Origin of the sequence: Staphylococcus sp. GDB20D11A (assembly GCF_016893255.1) — a bacterium.
Lineage (GTDB): Bacteria > Bacillota > Bacilli > Staphylococcales > Staphylococcaceae > Staphylococcus > Staphylococcus aureus.
On record NZ_JAFEPJ010000003.1, the window covers coordinates 64,754 to 86,574 of the forward strand.

Here is a 21,821-nt window from a genome sequence, read left to right on the forward strand (position 1 = left end):
CCTTTCACTTCTTATTATTTATTACCTTTTTTAATTGAAGTTCTGATTTCTACTAAACCTTTTTTAGGTCCAGGTACGTTACCTTTTACTAAGATAACTTTGTTTTCTGTGTCAACTTGAACTACTTCTAAGTTTTGAACAGTTACAGTGTTTCCACCCATACGTCCTGGCATTTTTTGGCCTTTAAATACTCTAGAAGCATCTGAAGCCATACCTACAGAACCTGGTGCTCTGTGGAAATGAGAACCGTGTGACATAGGTCCACGAGATTGTCCGTGGCGTTTAATTGCACCTTGGAAACCTTTACCTTTTGATACGCCTGTTACGTCAATAACGTCGCCAGCTACAAAAGTATCTACTGAGACTTCTTGACCTACTTCGTAAGCATCCACGTCTACATTGCGGAATTCACGAATGAAGCGCTTAGGTGCTGCGTCAGCTTTTTTAGCGTGACCTTCAGCTGGTTTATTAGCATATTTATTAGATTTTGCATCTTTTTTGTATGCTTTTTTGTCTTCAAATCCAACTTGGATTGCGTTGTATCCATCAACTTCTACAGTTTTCTTTTGTAATACAACATTTTCTTTAGCTTCTACTACTGTTACAGGGATTAATTCACCGTTTTCTCCGAATACTTGTGTCATCCCAATTTTTCTTCCTAAGATTCCTTTGGTCATCGAAAGTCCACCTCCTAAAATTGTCTATTATAATTTGATTTCGATGTCTACACCAGATGGTAAGTTTAAGCCCATTAAAGCGTCAACTGTTTTTGGTGTTGGGTTTACAATATCGATTAAACGTTTATGTGTACGTTGTTCGAATTGTTCACGTGAATCTTTATACTTATGCACGGCACGGATGATTGTGTATACTGATTTCTCAGTTGGTAACGGAATTGGTCCAGAAACATCTGCACCAGAACGTTTCGCTGTTTCTACAATCTTCTCTGCTGATTGATCAATCACGCGGTGATCATAAGCTTTTAATCTGATTCTGATTTTTTGTTTTGCCATAATTTTCCCTCCTTATTCGTCTACATTTAGTGATAGACTTCTCCACGAAAACTATCTTACACAGCGCCATGGCAAAGCGGCCGGGTGTGTCAGTAACCTTTCGCTTCATCGCTTTTCTTAAAGTCCAACGTTAGTTATATTACACGAAAAACATCGATAAATCAAGGCTTTTCACATAATTTTTCTATCTGTCTAACACATACTTTTATATTTTACTTTATATACTTAGTCAGTTCAACTATTTTCGAGATATTTTTTATTTCCTTCTTTATTGTAAATTCGTACCTTGAATCATTTTATTATTATCATTGAAAATTATTCTATATAATTAGTCATAAGAACGGTGGTGAATGAATATGAAAAATGGACCAAAATTATCTTTAGCTCTTATAGGTATCTTTTTAATACTTTGTGAGTTTTTCTATGGCATTCCTTTTTTAGGTGCAACGTTTATTTTAAGTTTTGGATGGCAGCCTTTACTCTTTAATGCATTACTTTATCTAATTCTTACTATTATATTATTAGTGAATAGACAAAATGCGATTAGACCTATAGCGATTATTCCAATATTTGGTATAGTAGGTAGTTTTTTAGCTATTATCCCCTTCTTAGGAATTTTGATTCATTGGATTTTATTTTTCCTAATGATTCTATTTGTCCTAGTTGTATTATCAGCGCCAACCTATATACCTAATAAAAATGCTCGTGTCATTTACACACAATACAAAGATGGACATAGAGAATAATTCTTAAAACCTTTTTAATTAGGTGTATATTATATAGAAGAAACACGTTCAACAATTTTAAAAGAAGTATATTTATATCGGATATTTAAAGACATTCATAATATTGCTTTATGTTATTTCGCTTCTTATTTTATCCTTACTTCAAAGAAAAAAACGACTACCAATCATTGTAAGTAGTTCAGTTTTGGAGTACAAAAAGTGAAAATGTAAACCTAAATGAGTATCAAATTGCAACTGAATTTGATACTCGTTTTTTATTGTTAAATCAACGTTTGTTGTTAATTTACACCACAAAATGTAAGTTAAAATGTATATAAAAATGCGAACGTGAAATAATTATTGTAGGAATGCAAATTGGTGTGTTAAAATGGTTACAATTTACTAAGCAAAAAGGGGTGCATTTTCCTATGCAATTTCTTGAGCCAAAAAATAAGAACGCTAAGTCTGTGGATTGGGAAATATCAGAGCAAGTAAGGGTGATAGTTAAGCAATACGCTGAATATGCAGAGCGTACTGAAAGCGAAGCAGTGGATGAATTCTTATTGAACATTTTAGACGATAAGAAGTTTATTGAATGGATTGCCAACAAGCGAAGTAATAAGCGGATTGTTGAAAAAATGGGTATCAAAGATAGAGTGGGTTGATAGACAATGACCAAGCTTAAAAGATTAGCCACGAAGGAAGATGAAATTGTAGATGTTAAAATTCCGATTTCAAACGAAGAATTAAAAGATAGGGCTAAACAATATGATTTATTAACTCCAAAACGATTTGCAACAAGGTATAACAAAATGTTGTTCTTGCCAACGTCTTTTAAATGGAACGGTTCTGAATATCCCATTCAATATAATTACTGCATCAATCCGTTTTGTTGTAATTTTGGGAAAGAACAGCACAAATTCAAAGATGTAAAAGGGAAACCAAGTCGATATAAAATGACTGGTAGTTCCAAAGATAAAGGTCATAAAGGTATGTACTGCAATGACAATCCTATTGGCAGAGGTGTATCGCAAAACTGTACAGTAACCCCTTTATCTAATTGGTCTGTTGTTGAAGAAATTAAACGCCTTATAGAAATCAATAGCATCCAAGATGTTGAGCCAGATTATCAATTTCATAAAGAAGGCTGCTCGGAAGAAGAATCAACCCCATTCAATGAGCCGAAGCAATTTTACAAAAGGGGGAAAAGTAGGGGCAAATCTCAACGCTATCAATGTAAGGCGTGTAAGAAGTTCACTAATGTTCTACCAAAAAGAGAAGAAACCACTACTTATCACCAACAAAAGAACACCATTCTTCCAATGTTCGCTAAGATGGTTGTTGGAAGGGTTTCAGTCAGTCGTACTTGTGATATTTTAGGAATTGGAGTTGGAACCTACTATCATAAGCTGGAGTGGCTGTATAGGCGTTGTTTGGAGTTTTTAGAACGATATGAGACACAACCCCTTCAAACAAAGAAATTTAACGAGATGTGGCTTAATACGGACAAGATGCACTACTACCTAAATAACGTCCGTAAGAAAGGACAAGGTTCAAAGAAATATACGGGGTTTGAAGACCTTAATATGCAAACGTATATAGTTGTATCTGCTGAGGTCTTATCAAGATATGTGTTCCGTTCTGATGTTGCCTATGATTGGAATATTTCAATGGATGAATTAAATGAAGATACAAGAAAATTCAAAGAAGACCATCTCAATACTTTTAGTCGTAAAAATGATAGGTTAGATTGGTCTTATTATCCACAAGAACCATCCGCTAACGATAGCGAAAATAGGAATGCTTATCTTCACGAATTAGGGAAAATTACTAATAGGAGTAGATTTGTCGATGGTTTAAATGTTGATGCTCCTTATACTACAACTGCTCACTATTGGTTAATTAAACAAATGGTTAATGCCGACGAATGGCGAATGATTAGTGATGATGACTTCTCTATTAGAAACGCCTTTTATAGAGTATTCACGAAAGAATTAAGGTTGAGCGATGCACATCATTTTATTTGCCAAGTTAACAAGACGAAAAGCAGAAAACAATGCTTAAAAGAATTCGGACAAGCAAAAGCAGAACTGCTCGATTGGGGAGATATCAGAGGATTCAAAACAAAGTTTCTACGGACTTTGGCATCTCATTATCTAACTGAATTACTAACAAGTCATCAATTCCACGAAGAGGCTATTAGTAAAGATGGAGAAAGATATCGCAAATATGCCGATAACCCTATCAAACATCCATTAGCCACTAAGGATAAAGGATTTTATTCAGTTGATTGTAGAACGGATTTATCTGCTCTGGAACCAAACGAAATCGCAAAGATGCTATTAAATGTTAATGACCATTCGACCAATAGCTTTATTCAACAGATAAGACGTTATATATCATCTCTTGAAAGACCATTAACAACAGCTCGTGGTGATAAGAAGAGCTATATTTACGCTAACTTCAATCCGAAGTATGCTCAATTTGCGATTACAATTCTAAGAACTTACTACAACTTTTGTCGCCCTTTTAAATCAGCGGATAAAAAGGTTTTGACACCTGCTCAAAGATTAGGGATTACAGATAAACAATTTGATTGGAAAGATATAATTTATTTCAAATGACAAAAAGAGCTTGGAGTAATCCCAAGCTCTTGTGCTTTATCTTTACTGTTCTTCTTCAATTAACGCACCCGTTAACTCAATAAGTTTTTTCTTTCATATACATGAAAATAGTAGTTATACGGATTTTTATCATTCTTTATCCCTTTTTGGGCAAATACCTCATTCCATTCCTCATAATTCACTTCTGGAAAAAAAGTATCTCCTTCGAATTCATGATGTATTTTTGTGATGTACATTTTCTCAACATAAGGGAAAAACAAATTATAAATCTGTTCTCCTCCGAAAATAAAAATTTCTTCTTCGTTTTTACATAACTCAAAAACATCTTCTATTGAATGAACAATTTCACAACCATTAAAGGTAAACCCCTTATCTCTCGTCAGAATAATATTTCTTCTGTCAGGTAAGGCTCTTCCGATTGATTCAAGGTTCTTCCTACCTAATATTATCGGATGTCCCTTTGTAGTATTTTTAACATATTCCCAGTCCTTGGGAATCCTCCAAGGAATGTCATTCTCTTTGCCAATCACTCTATTCTTATCCATCGCAGCAATCAAAGAAACTTTCATTTATAACACAGCCTTTTTAACTAATTTACCATCTAATTTCTTATTTCTATCAAAAAACCTTTTCTCATTATCCTGCCCGTTAGTTGAATAAGCAATTTTTTCTATAAGTTATATTATCATAATACCACAAAATCACAAATTTTCATTCAATTATCATTTTCAATTGCATTTTATAAATCATTTTGTATGTAATTTGGTATGTAAGTTAAAATGAAAAAAGTAGTCCATTTTGAAGTACATTTTGTACTCCAAAACTGAACTACTTACAATCATTGGCAGTCGTTTTTTTGTGTCTGGATTTAACCATGAACAAATATGAAGTACAGAATGAATAGTACCATTAATACATACATTATCGGATGTACTTCTTTATGTTTTTTAGAGATAAGCATTGTAATTGGATAGAAAATAAATCCACACGCAATACCAGTTGCAATTGAATATGATAAAGGCATCATAATGATTGTAATAAATGCTGGCACTGCAACTTCAAAACTTTTCCAGTTTATCTCAGCAAAGTTTGCAGCCATTAATACACCTACCACCACTAAAGCTGGTGTTGTAACTGCACTTGTTACAACAGCGATTAACGGACTAAAGAATAGCGCTAATAGGAAACAACAACCTGTTACGATACTAGCAAATCCTGTTCTAGCACCTACAGCAACACCTGAAGTTGATTCGATATAAGAAGTTGTTGTAGTTGTTCCAAAAACTGACCCTACAATCGTAGCTAAAGAATCTGAGAACAATGCTCTACCAGCTCTTGGTAATTTATTATCTTTCATAATACCTGCTTGAGTAGCAACGGCTACTAATGTACCAGCTGTATCAAAGAAATCAATAAATAAGAACGTTAAAATAACAATTAAGAACTGTATCGTTAATAATTGACTTGGGTCTTTAAACGCTTCAAATGCAGCACCGAACGTTGGTTCAATACTTGGAATCTTACCTACAATACCAGATGGCATTTGAATCAATCCAGTGAACATACCAACGATTGCTGTGATGATCATACCGATAAAGATAGAACCCGGCAATTTAATTGCATATAAAATAACTGTAATAACGATACCGAATATCGCTAAAAGTACTGGTGGATCAGTTAAATGTCCCAATGTTACTAATGTAGATTCATTTTTAACTATAATACCCGAACTTTGTAAACCTACAAATGTAATAAATAATCCTATACCTGCTGAAACAGCCATCTTCATTTGATAAGGAATTGCATTAATAATAACTTCCCTAAACCCTGTGACGGTTAATATCGCAAAGAATATACCTGAGAATAAAACACCTGTTAAACCAACTTGCCAAGGAATACCCATGGTTAACACAACAGTAAATGCAAAGAATGCATTTAATCCCATACCTGGTGCTAACGCAATTGGATATTTAGCTATTAGCCCCATGAATAGCGAGCCTACAAATGCTGCTAATGCAGTCGCTACAAAAATGGCACCTTGGTCCATTTTCATATCTTCTGATACGCCTTTAACACCTGCTAAACTTAAAACTTGCGGGTTAACTGCTAAAATATAGGCCATAGATAAGAAAGTTGTGATACCGCCTAAGATTTCTCTTTTAAAGTTTGTTCCATATTTATCGAACTGGAAATAGTTTTTCACGAATGGATGCTCCTTTTTTTAAAATACCTTAATAGTTTAATATCATTCTTAATAAAAAACAATACCAAAAGCGAACTTTTCAATTTTCTGATTCAACTTTGTTCGATTTTATCTATAAATTCAAGTTCTTTAATGCATCTTTAAACGGATTATTGTCTAAACCTTCATTTTTATTCATATACTTTTTCATTTCTTTACGAGATACTTTACCAGAGGATTTAGACTTCATACGCTGATCCATATGTGCTTGCGTTTCAGAATGTCCACAAACACAACGATATACCGCTTCTTTCCCTTTACCAAACAACGTTAATTTCTTTTTACAGTTTGGACATCTTGCATTTGTTTTGCGCTGTACATTCTTTTTCGTCTTACAAGATGGATCTTGGCACACAAGCATCTGACCATTTTTAGTCTTAACTTTAATCATGAATTTACCACACGTTGGGCATTCAGTGGTTGTTAAATTATCGTGTTTATATTTACGATCACTATTTTTAATCCCATTTACAACATCTTTCGTAAAATCTTTCATTTCATTAATGAATGTTTTCGCCTGATATTTACCACGTTCAATTAAAAGTAATTTTTCTTCCCATTGTGCAGTTAAAAGTGGCGACGTTAATTCTTCTGGTGCTAATTCTAATATTTGTTTACCTTTTGACGTTACTTTAATTTTACCGTCTCTTGATTCAATGGCATTCATATTAAATAATTTATCGATAATGTCGGCCCTTGTTGCAACTGTGCCTATACCACCTGTTTGTTTTAAAGTTTGCGCATATTTTTTATCCTTCAATTGAATAAAGTTCTGAGGGTTCTCCATCGCTTTTAATAACGAACCTTCATTAAAATATTCTGGAGGTGTTGTTTCATGTTCTCTAATGTTTGTTTTTGAAATCTTCACTTTATCGCCTTCTGAAAAAGGCTGTTGCATCTCTGTAATAGACTCACCTTGTCTAATAGATTTAAAGCCTAATACAGTTGTTACATTCTCTTTCAAAACAAATGTGTGCCCTGCAACCTCTAAAGTTACAGTTATCGCGTCATACTCGTGCGGAGGCATTAAAGCTTCTAAAAAACGCTCGACAATCATATCGTATAACTTTAATTCTCTATTACTTAAGTCTGACATGACAGGTCTCACTTCTGTAGGAATAATTGCATGGTGATCAGATACTTTTTGATTATTAAATATCGACATTTTTGATGAAAATGTTTTAGAGATTAATGGGCGTGCTTGGTCTTTATATGTTGTTGCCATCGTCGCCTGAATACGTTCTTTCATAGTATCTACCATATCAGTTGTTAAATAGTTTGAATCTGTTCTTGGATAGGTTACGACTTTATGTCTCTCATATAAACTTTGAAGTGTATTCAATGTTTCTTTAGGTCCAATTTTATAACGTCTATACATATCTTGTTGTAAATCTGTTAAATTGTACAGTGATTGCGGATACGACTTCTTATGTTTAGTAGCAACAGATTTAATCTTACCATCGACATTTTTCAAATTATTAACTATCTGTTCTAAAGTTTCTTTATTGGTATATCGCTGATTTGATTCTAGCTGAAAATCAAACCCTTTTACCGTTAACGATAATGTATAGTATTGTTGTGGTTTGAACTGATTAATCTCTTGTTGTCGTGTATTTACTAATTGAATCGTTGGTGTCTGAACACGTCCCAGGGATAGCTGTGCATCATACTTTGTTGTTAGTGCACGCGTTGCATTAATCCCAACAATCCAATCCGCCTCACTTCTCGCTAACGCTGCATAATACAAATCGTTATATTGACGACCGTCTTTTAAATTTTTAAAACCTTGTTGAATAGCTTTTTTAGTAACTGAGCTAATCCATAATCGACGGAGTGGCTTTTTGTTACCAACTTTATCCAAAATCAATCTTGCAACTAGTTCACCTTCTCGTCCAGCATCTGTTGCAATAATAATATCTTTCACTTTATTATCTAAAATTAACGCTTTTACTGTTTTAAATTGTTTGCTTGTTTTACCAATAACAACCGTTTTCATATATTTAGGTATAATTGGAAGGTCTTCTAATCGCCATTCCTTTAAATTTTTATCGTATTGTTCAGGTGTCGCATTTGTCACTAGATGACCTAACGCCCACGTGACAATATATTGGTTATTTTCAAAGTAACCATTACGCTTTTGATTTATTTGTAAAGCATCAGCAATATCTCTTGCGACTGATGGTTTTTCAGCTAATATTAAAGATTTCATAAATTATCCTTTCTCATACGTTCTTTTATTTCGAACGCGCTTCATCTATTCCACTAATCTTTGATTTAAATTCAATGCTTGCAAATGATGTGTTAAATGTATTGTAACATGTTAATATCACTATTAACTTTCATTTCAGTTGAAATACTATATAATAAAAGTAACAAAAAGTACGGAGGTAATGACATGAGCATAGTTCAGTTATATGATATTACACAAATAAAATCGTTCATTGAATATTCGAATTATGAATCAGCATCATACTTATATAAACTTCCTCAACAGTACAATGAAATAGATGTATTAATAACCGATGCGATTGAATCACCTGGTGTATTTTCAATTAAAGAAAACGATTCAATTAAAGCAATCATATTGTCTTTTGCATACGATAAAAATAAATTCAAAGTCATAGGTCCTTTCGTGGCTGACAATTATGTATTATCTGTCGAAACGTTTGAAACGCTGTTTAAAACAATGACTTCGAACCAACCTGACGATGCTGTCTTTAACTTTTCTTTTGAAGAAGGCATTCAACAATACAAACCATTAATGAAAGTTATTCAAGCAAGTTATAACTTCACTGACTATTACATAGAAGCCCGTACAAGATTAGAAGAAGATATGCACCAACCAAATATCATTCCTTATCACAAAGGGTTTTATCGTGCTTTCAGCAAATTACACACAACTACATTTAAATATCAAGCCCAGTCACCACAAGATATCATTGATAGTTTAGACGACCATCATCATTTGTTTTTATTTGTTAGCGAAGGTTTACTTAAAGGTTATTTATACCTTGAAATTGATTCACAACAGTCAATCGCCGAGATTAAATACTTCAGTTCTCATGTAGATTACCGTTTGAAAGGTATCGCTTTCGAGTTGCTTGCGTATGCATTGCAATATGCTTTTGATAACTTTGATATTAGAAAAGTATATTTTAAAATTCGTAACAAAAATAATAAACTCATCGAACGATTTAATGGTCTAGGTTTCCATATCAACTATGAGTACATTAAATTCAAATTCGAATCACGTAACGTAAAAGATCAAACAATCCCTGAATAAAATACCAAGCAAATACCCCACAGTACATCATTAGCATGTATTGTGGGTTTTTATACTTTTTGTAAATATTGAAAATTATAAGTAGTTGTTTTTTACTATTAGGGCAGAATGCTTTACAATAACATGCAAGTGTCAATTAAGGGGAGCACTTGCATAAATAGTATAGGAGAGTGAGTAGTCTTGCAATTTCTTGATTTCTTAATCGCACTTTTACCTGCTTTTTTCTGGGGAAGTGTCGTTCTTATTAATGTGTTCGTCGGCGGTGGACCTTACAACCAAATTCGTGGTACGACGCTAGGCGCACTCATTGTTGGATTAGGTTTACTTATTACTGGTTTCGCAAAATTCAATAATCCTACTGTAATTATTGTCGGTCTTATTTCTGGTGCATTATGGGCGTTTGGACAAGCGAATCAGCTTAAATCTATTAGTTTAATCGGTGTATCAAATACTATGCCAGTTTCTACAGGTATGCAATTAGTTGGTACAACATTATTCAGCGTTATCTTTTTAGGTGAATGGTCTTCAATGACTCAAATTATCTTTGGTTTAATCGCCATGATATTATTAGTTACTGGTGTAGCACTTACTTCACTTAAAGCTAAAAATGAACGTCAATCAGATAATCCTGAATTTAAAAAAGCAATGGGTATTTTAATTGTATCTACAGTTGGATATGTAGGTTTCGTTGTACTTGGTGACATCTTTGGTGTTGGTGGAACTGATGCATTGTTCTTCCAATCTGTCGGTATGGCAATTGGTGGCTTTATCCTATCCATGAATCATAAAACATCACTTAAATCAACAGCACTTAATCTATTGCCAGGTGTGATTTGGGGAATTGGTAACTTGTTCATGTTCTATTCTCAACCAAAAGTTGGTGTAGCTACAAGTTTCTCATTATCACAGTTACTTGTTATCGTTTCAACCTTAGGCGGTATTTTCATTTTAGGAGAAAGAAAAGATCGTCGTCAGATGACTGGTATTTGGGCAGGTATTATTATTATCGTGATAGCTGCTATAATTCTAGGTAATTTGAAATAGAAAGTTAAATACTCATGTAACGTAAAAATGTTATCGTTTCTGAAAATTACCATTCACTTATAGAATGATTAAAATTAATTTTCGAGAATTTTACGTTGAATGTTCCTCTATATGTCCCAGGAAATACATGGCTCTAAAAACAAAACGCAATAACACATCATGACATTATTCATGCGTTTTAAGACTTTAAAATTAGCGATACTCTTAAAGTCTTGATGATATTCGTTTATCAAGTATGCGCCATACATATGAAGTGGATAGCTGCATAACGCACTGCATTATCTGCTAGAATGTATGAGTTGAACAACTATGTCATAAATAAAAGCCCCCTTTTCACAATATGCATTTACATGTTGTGGTAAAGGGGGCTCTCATTTTCTACGAATACTAAAATGGATTTTATTTTCAAATGTGTAAACTAGACAAACACTGCCTGATACACGTACAAAATAATGATACTAATAATGATTGTTAAATTGGTCGTCATACCTATAAATGGCAGTGTTCGATATTTAAACTGAATACCATAAGAAATAATTGCGACACCAACCGGGAACATCCAAGTGACCAACAATGTCGTCTTAATCATATCATCTGATACCGGTAACAACACATGTACTAACAATCCCGCAACTAATGCTAATCCATAATGCAAACATAAATATTTAATAGTAGCAGGTATATACTTTCTTTCCAAAGTAAAATTCAACATGACACCTAGCAAAATCATTGATAACGGCATATTTGCATGGGAAAGTATGCTAAAGAAATCGATTGCCACATGTGGTAAATGGATGTGACTTATATTCAATATAAACATTACAATGTATGTAACGAGTGGCACTGATTGTAATAATTTCTTACCTAAATATTTAAAATCGAATTGATCACTACCTTCACTAAAGTAGCTACCTACAAAGTAAGTAATTCCAAACATCACAAAGGCACCACCTATATCAGCCATACCAAAATAAATAAGCCCTGTTTTAGGCCATATCACTTCAATTAGTGGATATGCAAACAATCCAATATTCATAGCACCAGTCATCATACCTACTGATCCACGCATGTGATTATCATATTTTCTAAAAAACCAGACAGCAATCATTTTCGCCACAATACCATAGATAATCATTAAAATTGGTAAAATGGAGAATGACAATTTTAATTCTGCACTGTTTAAATTCACAATAACTAAAGATGGGAGTGTGACATTAAGAACTAATGTAGCAATGACTTGACTATCTGTTGCCTTTATATAATTAATGCGCTTCAAAAAGTAACCAAGCGCAATTAATAAAATAATCATAGTAAATTGTTCTGTCACTGTTATCCCTTCTTTCAATAATCTTCATAATTTATAACTTTAACATACTCCACAGATATTTTAGAAGTCTACTGTTTCATGCTATAATCTACATTAAATGCACTTAATTATATTTCAAAGGAGTGTTATAGTATGTCTTTAGAAAACCAACTAGCCGAACTTAAATATGATTATGTTCGTCTTCAAGGTGACTTAGAAAAACGGGAATCTTTGAATTTAGATACTTCCGCACTTGTTCGTCAACTTAAAGATATTGAAAATGAAATTAGAAACGTTCGTGCTCAAATGCAAGATTAATAATCTATCATTCAGACAATAAATGCTTTTCATTACATAAATTTGACTAGCATTACTCTGAATACGTTATATTGATGAATTGCTTCATTTTTCGCTTAATTACATCTAGAATCACAAGATGTTGTCGTGTTATGATTTAGTGTCTCATTAACAACATACGCGCATATCTATCACAACTGTTTTCTACGCTGCTGTACCTACATGAACCCTTTGAAACGGAGAGGAAGTTATCATATGCAATTTTATCTGATTTTACTAGCAATACTTTATCTAATTGTTAGTTTTATTAGTATTTTTAAAATGGAAGTTATATTTACTCGCATTTTGAGAATTATTATGGGTGTGTTGTTATTATTCGTCTTAGCATTAACGACGATGAGTTTTCCAAAAGAGAATTGGTGGGTATTTATCGTCTTATTACTCTTAGTCGGTAATGTCGAAGTGACAGGATTTAAAATGCTTAAAAAAGATCTAAAAGGCGTAAACATCTTGAATTTAATGTCATTATTTATCTTTGTCATATATTTCATCTTAACCATCGTATTATTCTAAGTAATAAACAAAGCATGCAATAACATAATTGCAACCTTATATTATCATCAGATTACATATCGAATGCCAGTATTGTTTTATTAACACATCGATTAAATCGCACGTGAAATAAGGTCTAAAATTTCAAATTTTAAAAAGCCATAAAAGTAGTCAATATCATGACCGCTTTTATGGCTTTTATATTATCTATCGTTTAGTGAATCGTTTTTTTAAAGTAAAGAGAATTTCATATATTACTGGTACAACTACAAGTGTTAATAAAGTTGATGAAATTAAACCACCAATAACTGTAGCAGCTAATCCTTTCGAAATAAGAATCGAGCTATCTTGACCAAATAACAAAGGAACTAATGCACCGATTGTTGCAATCGCCGTCATTAATATCGGTCTAATTCTAGTACCGCCTGCTTCGATTAATGCTTCTTTCATCTCCATGCCCTGCTGCTCATTATTAATGACACGGTCTATTAACACAATGGTATTTGTTACTACAATTCCAATTAACATTAGCATACCAATTAAACTTGGTACCGATATTGTTTCTCCTGTGATTAATAGTGCAATAATTACACCGATAACTGTAAATGGTAAAGAGAATAAAATTGTAAATGGTGCTAAGCCACCTTTAAATGTAATAACTAGGATTAAATATACGATAATGATTGCAGCTAACATTGCAAAGGCTAATTGTGTCATTGCATTGTTAATATCATCTGATGCACCACCGATATTAACCTTTACATTATTCGGTTTGTCCAAATTATTTATTTTAGACATCACTTGTCGTGTTGTGCCACCCACATCTTTATTTGTTACTTTAGCAGATACCGTCGTTGCATAATCACCTTGTTCTTGCGTCAATTTACTTGGTGTCGTTGTTTTAACTAACGTAGCGATATCTCCCAATTTAATCTTACCACCAGTCGGCTTTTTCAAAGTTATATTATTCAACTTATCTTCTGACCAGTCTGTTTGCTTATTTTGTTTGACTTTAACATCAACAGTTTTACCATTTTCTTTAACAGTCGTAACTGTTTTTTCTGGTAAGTTTTCATTCAAGTGCATTGCAAGTTGACTTGCAGAAATACCATTTTCTGCCGCTTTATTTTGATCAACTTTAATTTCATACTGATCATATGTTTGCGATAAATCAGATTTGACATTGGCTAGTCCTTTAACCTGTTTCATTTTCTGTTCAATATCTTTTACAGTTGATTTTATGGCATCCATTGATGGACCTTTTACAGTAACCTCTACAGATTTATTACCTGCACCTGTTCCTAAATCTTGATTTTTCCACTCTCCAGGATGTTTAAAGCCATCTGCATGTTTAATAACCTTATCCGCTTCTACATCAAAATTAGGCGTGTCATTATCATATTCAACCATGATTGCCATACTATTTGTACTACCCGTTGGATCTACTGGACTACTACCGCCAACTGAGTATTGAATTGTTTTTACATGCTTTTTCTGTTTTAAATATTTTTCAACATCTTTCGCATGATTCAACACTGCTTGCTCCGTTTCACCAGGCTTCGGTGTATAAGTAATAGCTAAAAATTTATCGTCACCTGCTGAAATAAAGCTAGTGCCTAGTCTCGGTCCTCCAAATACAATAGTTGCAACCAAAATTAATGTACTTAATATAATTACAATCCACTTATGATTTAGTGACCAATGCAATACTTTTTTATAAGTTGTACTAACAACACCTAATCCTTCTTGATGTTGTTTATTACGACGTTTAACGCCTTTTTTAAATAGTGTAGCTGCCAACGCTGGAACGAGTGTAATTGACACTAATAACGATGCTAATAAACTAAATGCAATAGCCAATGCAAAAGGTCTAAACATTTCGCCTACTGAACCTGATACAAACACAAGTGGTAAGAAGACGATAATAGTAACTAGTGTCGATGACATTATTGGTTTAAATACTTCAGTTGTCGCACTGATAATTAAATTTTCACCTTTTAGTTGTTCTTCTGAATCTGTTAATCGTCGATAAATATTTTCAACAACTACAATCGAATCGTCTATCACACGTCCAATCGCTACTGTTAATGCACCTAACGTTAGTATATTCAATGAAACATCACTCAATTTCAGAGCAATAAGCGCCATAAGAAGTGATAACGGAATCGATATAATAGAAATTGCCGTCGTACGAATGTTTCTTAAAAACAGCAAAATAACTATAATTGCCACGATTGTACCTAATGATGCTTTTTCAACCATCGTATAAAGTGATTTCTCAACAGGCTTTGCAGTATCCATTGTTTTTGTGACATTAAAATCTTTATTTTCATCAACGAATGTATCAATTTTACGTTGTACATCTTTGGCTACTTGAACTGTATTGGCATCTTGAGCTTTAGTTATTTGTAAATTAACCGCATCCTTGCCATTCGTTTTAGAAATAGAAGTACGCACATCACCAACTGTAATATCAGCTAAATCTCCTAGTTTCGCTGTCGGCATACCACTTATATTATTTGATGCTGACGCTTTTGAATTTTGCTGCGGTGATGCCTGATTAACATCTGACATGGCTGAATTTTGTTTATTGTCACTTTGGGATTGAGATTGCCCTTGTCCTCCTGCCAACGTTAATGGAATATTTATGTTTTTAAAAGCATCAACAGATTGATATTGACCATCAACAACAATTGATTTATCTTTATCACCAAATTGGAACAATCCAAGTGGTGTTGTTCTTGTTGCCGTTTTTAGATAGTTTTCTACATCATCAGCAGTCAATCCATATTTTTCAAGTTCATTTTGCTTAAATTTAAGGGTGATTTCACGGTTCGTCTGCCCATTTAATTGCGCATTTTGCACACCATCTACCGTTTGTAATTTTGGTATTAATTGTTCATTCAGTACTTTCGTTACTTTTTTCAAGTCATTCTCTTTATTTGAAAATGAATATGCTAAAACCGGAAAAGCGTCCATCGAATTACGTCTTAATTCTGGTTGACCAACTTCATCTTTAAATTTAATTTTATCGATTTCTTTTTTAAGCTGTTCTTCTGCTTTATCCATATCTGTATTATTTTCATATTCAACTGTTACAATTGAAGCATTTTGTATGGATTGCGTTTTAACATTTTTCACATATGCCAACGATCTTACTTGATTGTCAATTTTACTACTTATTTCATCTTGGGTACTTTGTGGTGTTGCACCCGGCATTGTTGTTGTAACTGAAATAACTGGATTTTGTACATTTGGTAGTAATTCTAATTTCAATTTAGCACTCGCGTATACACCGCCCAAGACAACTAAAACAACCATTAAAAAGATAGCAAACTTATTCCCCAAAGAAAATTGTAATAGTTTTTTTATCACAGTACTTCCCCCTCTTTCACTATATTCAAAAATATTTTACTCAACCATTCTATATTGTGTAAAAAAATCTGAACGCAAATGACAGTCTTATGAGCGTTCAGATTTCAGTCGTTAATCTATTTTCGTTTTAATTTACGAGATATTTTAATTTTAGCTTTTGTTAAACGCGGTTTAACTTGCTCAATTAATTGGTACAATGGCTGATTCAATACATAATCAAATTCACCAATCTTTTCACTTAAATATGTTCCCCACACTTTTTTAAATGCCCATAAGCCATAATGTTCTGAGTCTTTATCTGGATCATTATCTGTACCACCGAAATCGTAAGTTGTTGCACCATGTTCACGTGCATACTTCATCATCGTATACTGCATATGATGATTTGGTAAAAAATCTCTAAATTCATTAGAAGACGCACCATATAAGTAATATGATTTTGAGCCAGCAAACATTAATAGTGCACCAGAAAGATAAATACCTTCAGGATGTTCCTTTTCTAAAGCTTCTAGGTCTCGTTTTAAATCTTCATTTTTAGCAATTTTATTTTGCGCATCATTAATCATATTTTGCGCTTTTTTAGCTTGCTTTTCAGATGTTTCCATCTTCTGCTGCCATTTAGCAATTTCGGCATGAAGTTCATTCAATTCTTGATTTACTTTCGCTATATTTTCTTTTGGATCCAACTTTACTAAAAATAGTTCAGCATCTCCATCTTCATGCAACGCATCATAAATATTTTCAAAGTAACTAATATCACGCGTTAAGAAGCCATCGCGTTCCCCAGTGATTTTCATTAATTCAGCAAATGTTTTTAAACCTTCTCTATCAGATCGTTCTACTGTCGTACCTCGCTTTAAAGCCAAGCGCACTTTTGAACGATTTCGGCGTTCAAAACTATTTAATAACTCATCATCATTTTTATCAATTGGTGTAATCATAGTCATACGTGGTTGGATGTAGTCTTTTGATAAACCTTCTTTAAATCCTTTATGTTTAAAACCAAGCGCTTTCAAATTTTGCAAAGCATCTGTACCTTTATCGACTTCAACATCAGGATCGATTTTAATTGCATACGCTTTCTCAGCTTTAGCAATTTCTTTTGCACTGTCTAACAATGCATTTAACGCCTCTTTATTACTATAATCAACAACAAAACCACGTGAAATATAACATAGCGTATAAGGTAATTTAGGTACTTTTTTAAAAAGTAACTGCGCAACACCCTGAATTTCACCGTCACGACCTACAGCGATTCTTCGCGCGTACCATCCAGTTAATTTCTTTGTTTCTGCCCATTTCGTTAATTGTAATAAATCTCCATTTGGGTGAGATTTAACAAATGCGTCATGTTCCTGATTAGTGATATGCATCTTTTCCATGATTTATGATATCTCCTTCTATTTAACAATACCTTTAATTATACAGTTTGTATCTTATAGTGTCGATTCAGAGCTTGTGTATGATTTGAACTCTTATTTTTGAAATGTCCATGCTCCAATTAATAGTTTAGCAAGTTCAAATTTACTCGTTTTAATTGTGAATCATTTTATATCTATGCTTCCTGTTAAATTTAATGTTATCGTACAATTAATACTTTTCAACTAGTTACCTATACTTCAATATACTTTCATCATCTAACACGATATTCATTTCTAACATGAACCAATTTGACTTCAATGAATAAATTTCTCCTCAAGCAACCACATTAATGTTCATATACAATTACCCCTGTTATAATGTCAATAATCTAACAATGAGGTGTTTGATATGAGAACAATTATTTTAAGTCTATTTATAATTATGAACATCGTTGCAATCATTATGACATTGAGTCAACCTCTCACCGTGAATTACTTTAGTTTACGGGTTATACTTATCTTTTTCACATTTATATTATCAATCTTTTTCATTTTAATTAAGTCATCACGATTAAATAATATATTAACGATTCTTTCCATTGTGCTTGCCATTATTCATATGGGCATTCTCGCTCATAGTACTTACGTATATTTATACTAATGGTTCAAAGCGATAAATAGCACCTCTGATAAAAATTGAATATGGTGAAGTTGCTTGTGCGTCTTTTATTATAACCGAATGATATTTTGAAACTTTACCATCTTCAATTCTAAAATAAATATCATCATTTTTTAAAATCAAATCTGTGTAATGGTCGTTCTCTTCTACAATGTCCATATCAAACCATTTCAACCAATTCGATACTGTTTGTGATTGGTTTTTACTTTTCACAATAACAGTTTCAATTGAAAATTGTTTTTGAAAATATTTTTGCAATTTTTTAGTACGCATGGAATCACTTTCTTCCCATTGAATAAAAAATGGTGGCTTAATTTCATCATCATCCTGATTCATTATATAAAGCAATTGCCACTTTACCTTACCATCTTTATGTGTATCTCTTTCCATTTGAATCGGACCTACTACTTCAACCTGCTCACTTTGTAGTTTATTTTTAACTGCCTCAATATCATTTGTACGCAAACAAATATTTTTAAAGCCTTGCTCATACTTCTCTTGAACAATTTGAGTAGCAAAAGCGACTCCACCTTCTATCGTTTTTGCCATCTTTTTCAACTTTTCATTATTTTCTACATCTAGTAGCTCAATATAATTTTCATTGATATAACCTAATTTATTGAATGTTCCATATTTATGATGATACCCACCTGAATGTAATTTTATAACATCTCCTGGAAAACTAAACCGGTCTAACTGATCTATATAATGAATGATGTGATCAAATTTCAATATCATTAGTATCCCCCTATTTACATGTAATTACGCTTATTTTAACAAAGTATAAATATTTTTGCTCTTAATAATTATATATTGATTTCTAATTGCCCCCGTTTTATAATTACTATTGTTGTAAAAAAGGTTAGCTAAGCTAACTATTTTATCTTAGGAGATGTCACAATGCTATCACAAGAATTTTTCAATAGTTTTATAACAATATATCGCCCCTATTTAAAATTAGCAGAGCCGATTTTGGAAAAACACAATATATATTATGGTCAATGGTTAATCTTACGCGATATAGCTAAACATCAACCCACTACTCTCATTGAAATTTCACATAGACGTGCAATTGAAAAGCCTACTGCAAGAAAAACTTTAAAAGCTCTAATAGAAAATGACCTTATTACAGTTGAAAACAGTTTAGAGGATAAACGACAAAAGTTTTTAACTTTAACACCTAAAGGGCATGAATTATATGAGATTGTTTTTCTTGATGTACAAAAGCTCCAACAAGCAGTAGTTGCCAAAACAAACATTTCGCAAGATCAAATGCAAGAAACCATAAATGTGATGAATCAAATTCATGAAATATTATTAAAGGAGGCACACAATGACTAATCAAGGCTCATTAAATAAATCACCTATTTTCACCAAAAGTTTTACTATTAACTTTTTTGTCAACTTTATCGTATACCTATGCATGTATTTGTTACTTGTAGTTATTGCTGGCTATAGTAAGCAAGCTTTCGACGCTTCCGATTCATTAGCCGGATTAGTTGTAGGACTATTTATTGTCGGGTCTTTAATTGGTCGATTTGCTACAGGTAAATTTGTAAATCAAATCGGACCTAAACGATTATTATTTATTGGTTTAATTGCTTTAATTATCACGCAATTACTTTATTTTATTGATGGATCTTTAGCTTTTTTAATCTTTGTACGTCTCATAAACGGTATCGCAACTGCAGTTGTGACAACTACAACAGGTACTATTGCGGCATACGTTACCCCTGTTAATAGAAAAAGTGAAGGCATCAGTTTATTTTCCTTAAGTTTAGTATTAGGTACAGCGATTGGCCCATTTCTAGGCATGTTACTTATTACAAAATACGCAATTGATTTACTGTTTATTATTTGTGTCATATTAGGCATACTCGGACTCATTATCTCATTATTTATAAAAGTTGATTTCGAAGTAACAAATAACAAAACTGAAACTAATGTCATTGATAAACCAAGATTTAGTATTCATCAATTTATTGCAAAAGAGGCCATTCCTGTTGCTGTAATTATGCTTTTAATTGGCGTTACCTATGCGTCCATCCTAACTTATTTACAAGCATTTGCTTTAGAGCGACACCTAGTCACTGCAGCAAGCTATTTCTTTATTTGCTATGCTATAGCATCGTTAATTACTAGACCTATTGCTGGTAGATTGATGGATGATAAAAATGAAAATATTATTGTCTACCCAGCATTTATCATGCTTTTCCTTTCATTTGTATGCTTAATTTCAAGCTATCAAAGCTGGTTAATATTACTTGCTGGTGCTTGCCTAGGTTTAGGGTATGGAAATTTATCATCTGCAATGCAATCTATTGCGATAAAAGTCTCACCCCCGATTAAATATGGTATCGCGACATCTACTTTTTACGTTGGTCTAGATGCAGGTGTCGGCTTTGGTCCATCATTCCTTGGGTTATTTACTCATATGTTTTCATATAGTGAAATCTTCGGCTTTATGGCCGCTTTAGCAATCATTACTATGCTTGTTTACTTCTTAATTCATGGACGTCATGTAACTAGAAATGCCATGAACTAAATATTTATATTCAAAAATAAAAAGCATGCCAATCTCTATTCATCATTTGTCTGTCCCCAAGACGCAATTATGATGTACTGATTGGCATGCTTTTTAAGTTTTTAGTTTGTAACGCTTAACACTTCTATTTCTTTAGTAATTTTATCTAACAATTTCTTTTGAGAAGTACTATAGAAATAGAATACTTGTCTTTCATCCGTTTCAGAACGCAATTTAGAAATAAGCTCTTTTTTATAGATTTTACGGATAATCACATCGATTTTACTTGTATCCCATAGCATTTCAAAATGTAATGTATCCCTCAATTCTTTACCGCTAATCTTTTCAGCTTCATACACTTTAAAAAGTACTACAAATTCTTCAATTGAAATCTTATGTGTTGTTTTTAACCAGTGCTTTAACTGACTTAACTCCCTTTCTGCTTCTATAAAACGTTGAACTTTATTACTCATAATATGATGCCTCCTATGTTTCTTCTTAGATATTTGTAATTCATATTATTATACAATTACTTAAATTTATTATATATCAAACTTAGCATTTTATATATTACAAATATTAAATTGCTGGCTATATCTTGTTTAGATTTATATCTTTTGGACGACTTGTTGTTTATTCGACAACATTTATACCTAAAAAAGATATATTACAACTCAATGGCATGGAGTGTGACACTAATGTTAAAGAACCACTAAAGATTTATTATGTAGTGATTCTTAAGAGTGGGATAGAAATGATATTCTCATAAAATTTATTTCGTTGTTCCCCAACCTGC

Annotated in this window: 23 protein-coding genes; 11 read left to right on the forward strand and 12 right to left on the reverse strand. The window is 32.7% G+C overall.

Features of this window, described 5'->3' with window-relative positions; translation table 11 throughout:
- Positions 1 to 14 precede the first annotated feature (14 nt).
- Positions 15 to 677 (reverse strand): 50S ribosomal protein L3, encoded by a 663-nt coding sequence (gene rplC, locus JV528_RS02530; protein WP_000160212.1) that lies wholly within the window; start codon positions 675 to 677, stop codon positions 15 to 17.
- Positions 678 to 704: 27 nt separating this feature from the next.
- On the reverse strand, positions 705 to 1,013 hold the full coding sequence (gene rpsJ, locus JV528_RS02535) for a 30S ribosomal protein S10 (protein WP_001118667.1): 309 nt from the start codon (positions 1,011 to 1,013) through the stop codon (positions 705 to 707).
- A 356-nt stretch (positions 1,014 to 1,369) separates the two neighbouring features.
- Between rpsJ and JV528_RS02540 the strand changes: the two genes are divergently transcribed.
- The 3 genes from JV528_RS02540 to JV528_RS02550 all read left to right on the forward strand — a co-directional run bounded on the left by JV528_RS02540 (position 1,370) and on the right by JV528_RS02550 (position 4,362).
- Complete coding sequence (locus JV528_RS02540) at positions 1,370 to 1,759, forward strand: hypothetical protein (RefSeq protein ID WP_000788443.1); 390 nt, start codon at positions 1,370 to 1,372, stop codon at positions 1,757 to 1,759.
- 407 nt (positions 1,760 to 2,166) lie between these two features.
- Positions 2,167 to 2,403 carry a hypothetical protein gene (locus tag JV528_RS02545; protein ID WP_001159903.1) on the forward strand — a complete coding sequence of 79 codons (237 nt, stop codon included), beginning with the start codon at positions 2,167 to 2,169 and terminating at the stop codon, positions 2,401 to 2,403.
- Positions 2,404 to 2,409: 6 nt separating this feature from the next.
- Positions 2,410 to 4,362, forward strand: coding sequence for a hypothetical protein (locus tag JV528_RS02550; RefSeq protein ID WP_000163792.1), 1,953 nt, complete (start codon positions 2,410 to 2,412; stop codon positions 4,360 to 4,362).
- A 71-nt stretch (positions 4,363 to 4,433) separates the two neighbouring features.
- Here the strand turns inward: JV528_RS02550 and dfrG are convergent, their stop codons facing one another.
- The 4 genes from dfrG to JV528_RS02570 form a co-directional block, all read right to left on the reverse strand.
- The gene (gene dfrG, locus JV528_RS02555) at positions 4,434 to 4,931 is read right to left on the reverse strand and encodes a trimethoprim-resistant dihydrofolate reductase DfrG (RefSeq protein ID WP_000868795.1); all 498 of its coding nucleotides are present in this window, start codon (positions 4,929 to 4,931) and stop codon (positions 4,434 to 4,436) included.
- Between the two features lie 299 nt (positions 4,932 to 5,230).
- Entirely contained in the window at positions 5,231 to 6,565 is a 1,335-nt protein-coding gene (stgP, locus tag JV528_RS02560) for a 6-thioguanine permease StgP (protein ID WP_000800700.1), read from the reverse strand.
- Positions 6,566 to 6,677: 112 nt separating this feature from the next.
- Positions 6,678 to 8,813 (reverse strand): DNA topoisomerase III, encoded by a 2,136-nt coding sequence (locus JV528_RS02565; protein WP_000838494.1) that lies wholly within the window; start codon positions 8,811 to 8,813, stop codon positions 6,678 to 6,680.
- A gap of 25 nt (positions 8,814 to 8,838) precedes the next feature.
- Positions 8,839 to 8,934 (reverse strand): hypothetical protein, encoded by a 96-nt coding sequence (locus tag JV528_RS02570; RefSeq protein ID WP_014532676.1) that lies wholly within the window; start codon positions 8,932 to 8,934, stop codon positions 8,839 to 8,841.
- 65 nt (positions 8,935 to 8,999) lie between these two features.
- Between JV528_RS02570 and JV528_RS02575 the strand changes: the two genes are divergently transcribed.
- On the forward strand, positions 9,000 to 9,887 hold the full coding sequence (locus JV528_RS02575) for a GNAT family N-acetyltransferase (RefSeq protein WP_000029545.1): 888 nt from the start codon (positions 9,000 to 9,002) through the stop codon (positions 9,885 to 9,887).
- 180 nt (positions 9,888 to 10,067) lie between these two features.
- Entirely contained in the window at positions 10,068 to 10,931 is an 864-nt protein-coding gene (locus JV528_RS02580) for a GRP family sugar transporter (protein WP_204177250.1), read from the forward strand.
- A 107-nt stretch (positions 10,932 to 11,038) separates the two neighbouring features.
- Here the strand turns inward: JV528_RS02580 and JV528_RS02585 are convergent, their stop codons facing one another.
- Positions 11,039 to 11,179, reverse strand: a complete 141-nt coding sequence (locus JV528_RS02585) for a hypothetical protein (RefSeq protein WP_014532677.1) — start codon at positions 11,177 to 11,179, stop codon at positions 11,039 to 11,041.
- A gap of 170 nt (positions 11,180 to 11,349) precedes the next feature.
- Positions 11,350 to 12,258 (reverse strand): AEC family transporter, encoded by a 909-nt coding sequence (locus JV528_RS02590; protein ID WP_000139197.1) that lies wholly within the window; start codon positions 12,256 to 12,258, stop codon positions 11,350 to 11,352.
- 132 nt (positions 12,259 to 12,390) lie between these two features.
- Between JV528_RS02590 and JV528_RS02595 the strand changes: the two genes are divergently transcribed.
- Both JV528_RS02595 and mspA read left to right on the forward strand, forming a co-directional pair.
- Positions 12,391 to 12,555, forward strand: coding sequence for an SE1832 family protein (locus JV528_RS02595; protein ID WP_000051210.1), 165 nt, complete (start codon positions 12,391 to 12,393; stop codon positions 12,553 to 12,555).
- A 234-nt stretch (positions 12,556 to 12,789) separates the two neighbouring features.
- Entirely contained in the window at positions 12,790 to 13,107 is a 318-nt protein-coding gene (gene mspA, locus JV528_RS02600; protein WP_001161080.1) for a membrane stabilizing protein MspA, read from the forward strand.
- Positions 13,108 to 13,293: 186 nt separating this feature from the next.
- On the opposite strand, the gene JV528_RS02605 is transcribed toward mspA, so the two are convergent.
- Together JV528_RS02605 and femX are read right to left on the reverse strand one after the other, a co-directional pair.
- Positions 13,294 to 16,461, reverse strand: coding sequence for an efflux RND transporter permease subunit (locus tag JV528_RS02605; protein WP_204177251.1), 3,168 nt, complete (start codon positions 16,459 to 16,461; stop codon positions 13,294 to 13,296).
- 116 nt (positions 16,462 to 16,577) lie between these two features.
- A complete protein-coding gene (gene femX, locus JV528_RS02610; protein ID WP_000413855.1) occupies positions 16,578 to 17,843 on the reverse strand; it encodes a lipid II:glycine glycyltransferase in 1,266 nt (421 codons plus the stop codon).
- Between the two features lie 388 nt (positions 17,844 to 18,231).
- Between femX and JV528_RS02615 the strand changes: the two genes are divergently transcribed.
- Complete coding sequence (locus JV528_RS02615) at positions 18,232 to 18,483, forward strand: hypothetical protein (RefSeq protein WP_001566779.1); 252 nt, start codon at positions 18,232 to 18,234, stop codon at positions 18,481 to 18,483.
- On the opposite strand, the gene JV528_RS02620 is transcribed toward JV528_RS02615, so the two are convergent.
- Positions 18,475 to 19,239 (reverse strand): VOC family protein, encoded by a 765-nt coding sequence (locus JV528_RS02620; RefSeq protein WP_000600965.1) that lies wholly within the window; start codon positions 19,237 to 19,239, stop codon positions 18,475 to 18,477. The genes JV528_RS02615 and JV528_RS02620 overlap by 9 nt on opposite strands.
- Before the next feature lie 162 nt (positions 19,240 to 19,401).
- Between JV528_RS02620 and JV528_RS02625 the strand changes: the two genes are divergently transcribed.
- Positions 19,402 to 19,842, forward strand: a complete 441-nt coding sequence (locus JV528_RS02625) for a MarR family winged helix-turn-helix transcriptional regulator (protein ID WP_000951062.1) — start codon at positions 19,402 to 19,404, stop codon at positions 19,840 to 19,842.
- Positions 19,835 to 21,046, forward strand: coding sequence for an MFS transporter (locus JV528_RS02630; protein ID WP_204177252.1), 1,212 nt, complete (start codon positions 19,835 to 19,837; stop codon positions 21,044 to 21,046). The genes JV528_RS02625 and JV528_RS02630 overlap by 8 nt, the downstream gene beginning before the upstream one ends.
- A gap of 101 nt (positions 21,047 to 21,147) precedes the next feature.
- Here JV528_RS02630 and sarV read toward each other — a convergent pair whose 3' ends face one another.
- Positions 21,148 to 21,498, reverse strand: coding sequence for an HTH-type transcriptional regulator SarV (gene sarV / locus JV528_RS02635; protein ID WP_000066900.1), 351 nt, complete (start codon positions 21,496 to 21,498; stop codon positions 21,148 to 21,150).
- 125 nt (positions 21,499 to 21,623) lie between these two features.
- Between sarV and JV528_RS02640 the strand changes: the two genes are divergently transcribed.
- Positions 21,624 to 21,794, forward strand: coding sequence for a hypothetical protein (locus JV528_RS02640; RefSeq protein ID WP_204177253.1), 171 nt, complete (start codon positions 21,624 to 21,626; stop codon positions 21,792 to 21,794).
- Positions 21,795 to 21,821: the final 27 nt, after the last annotated feature.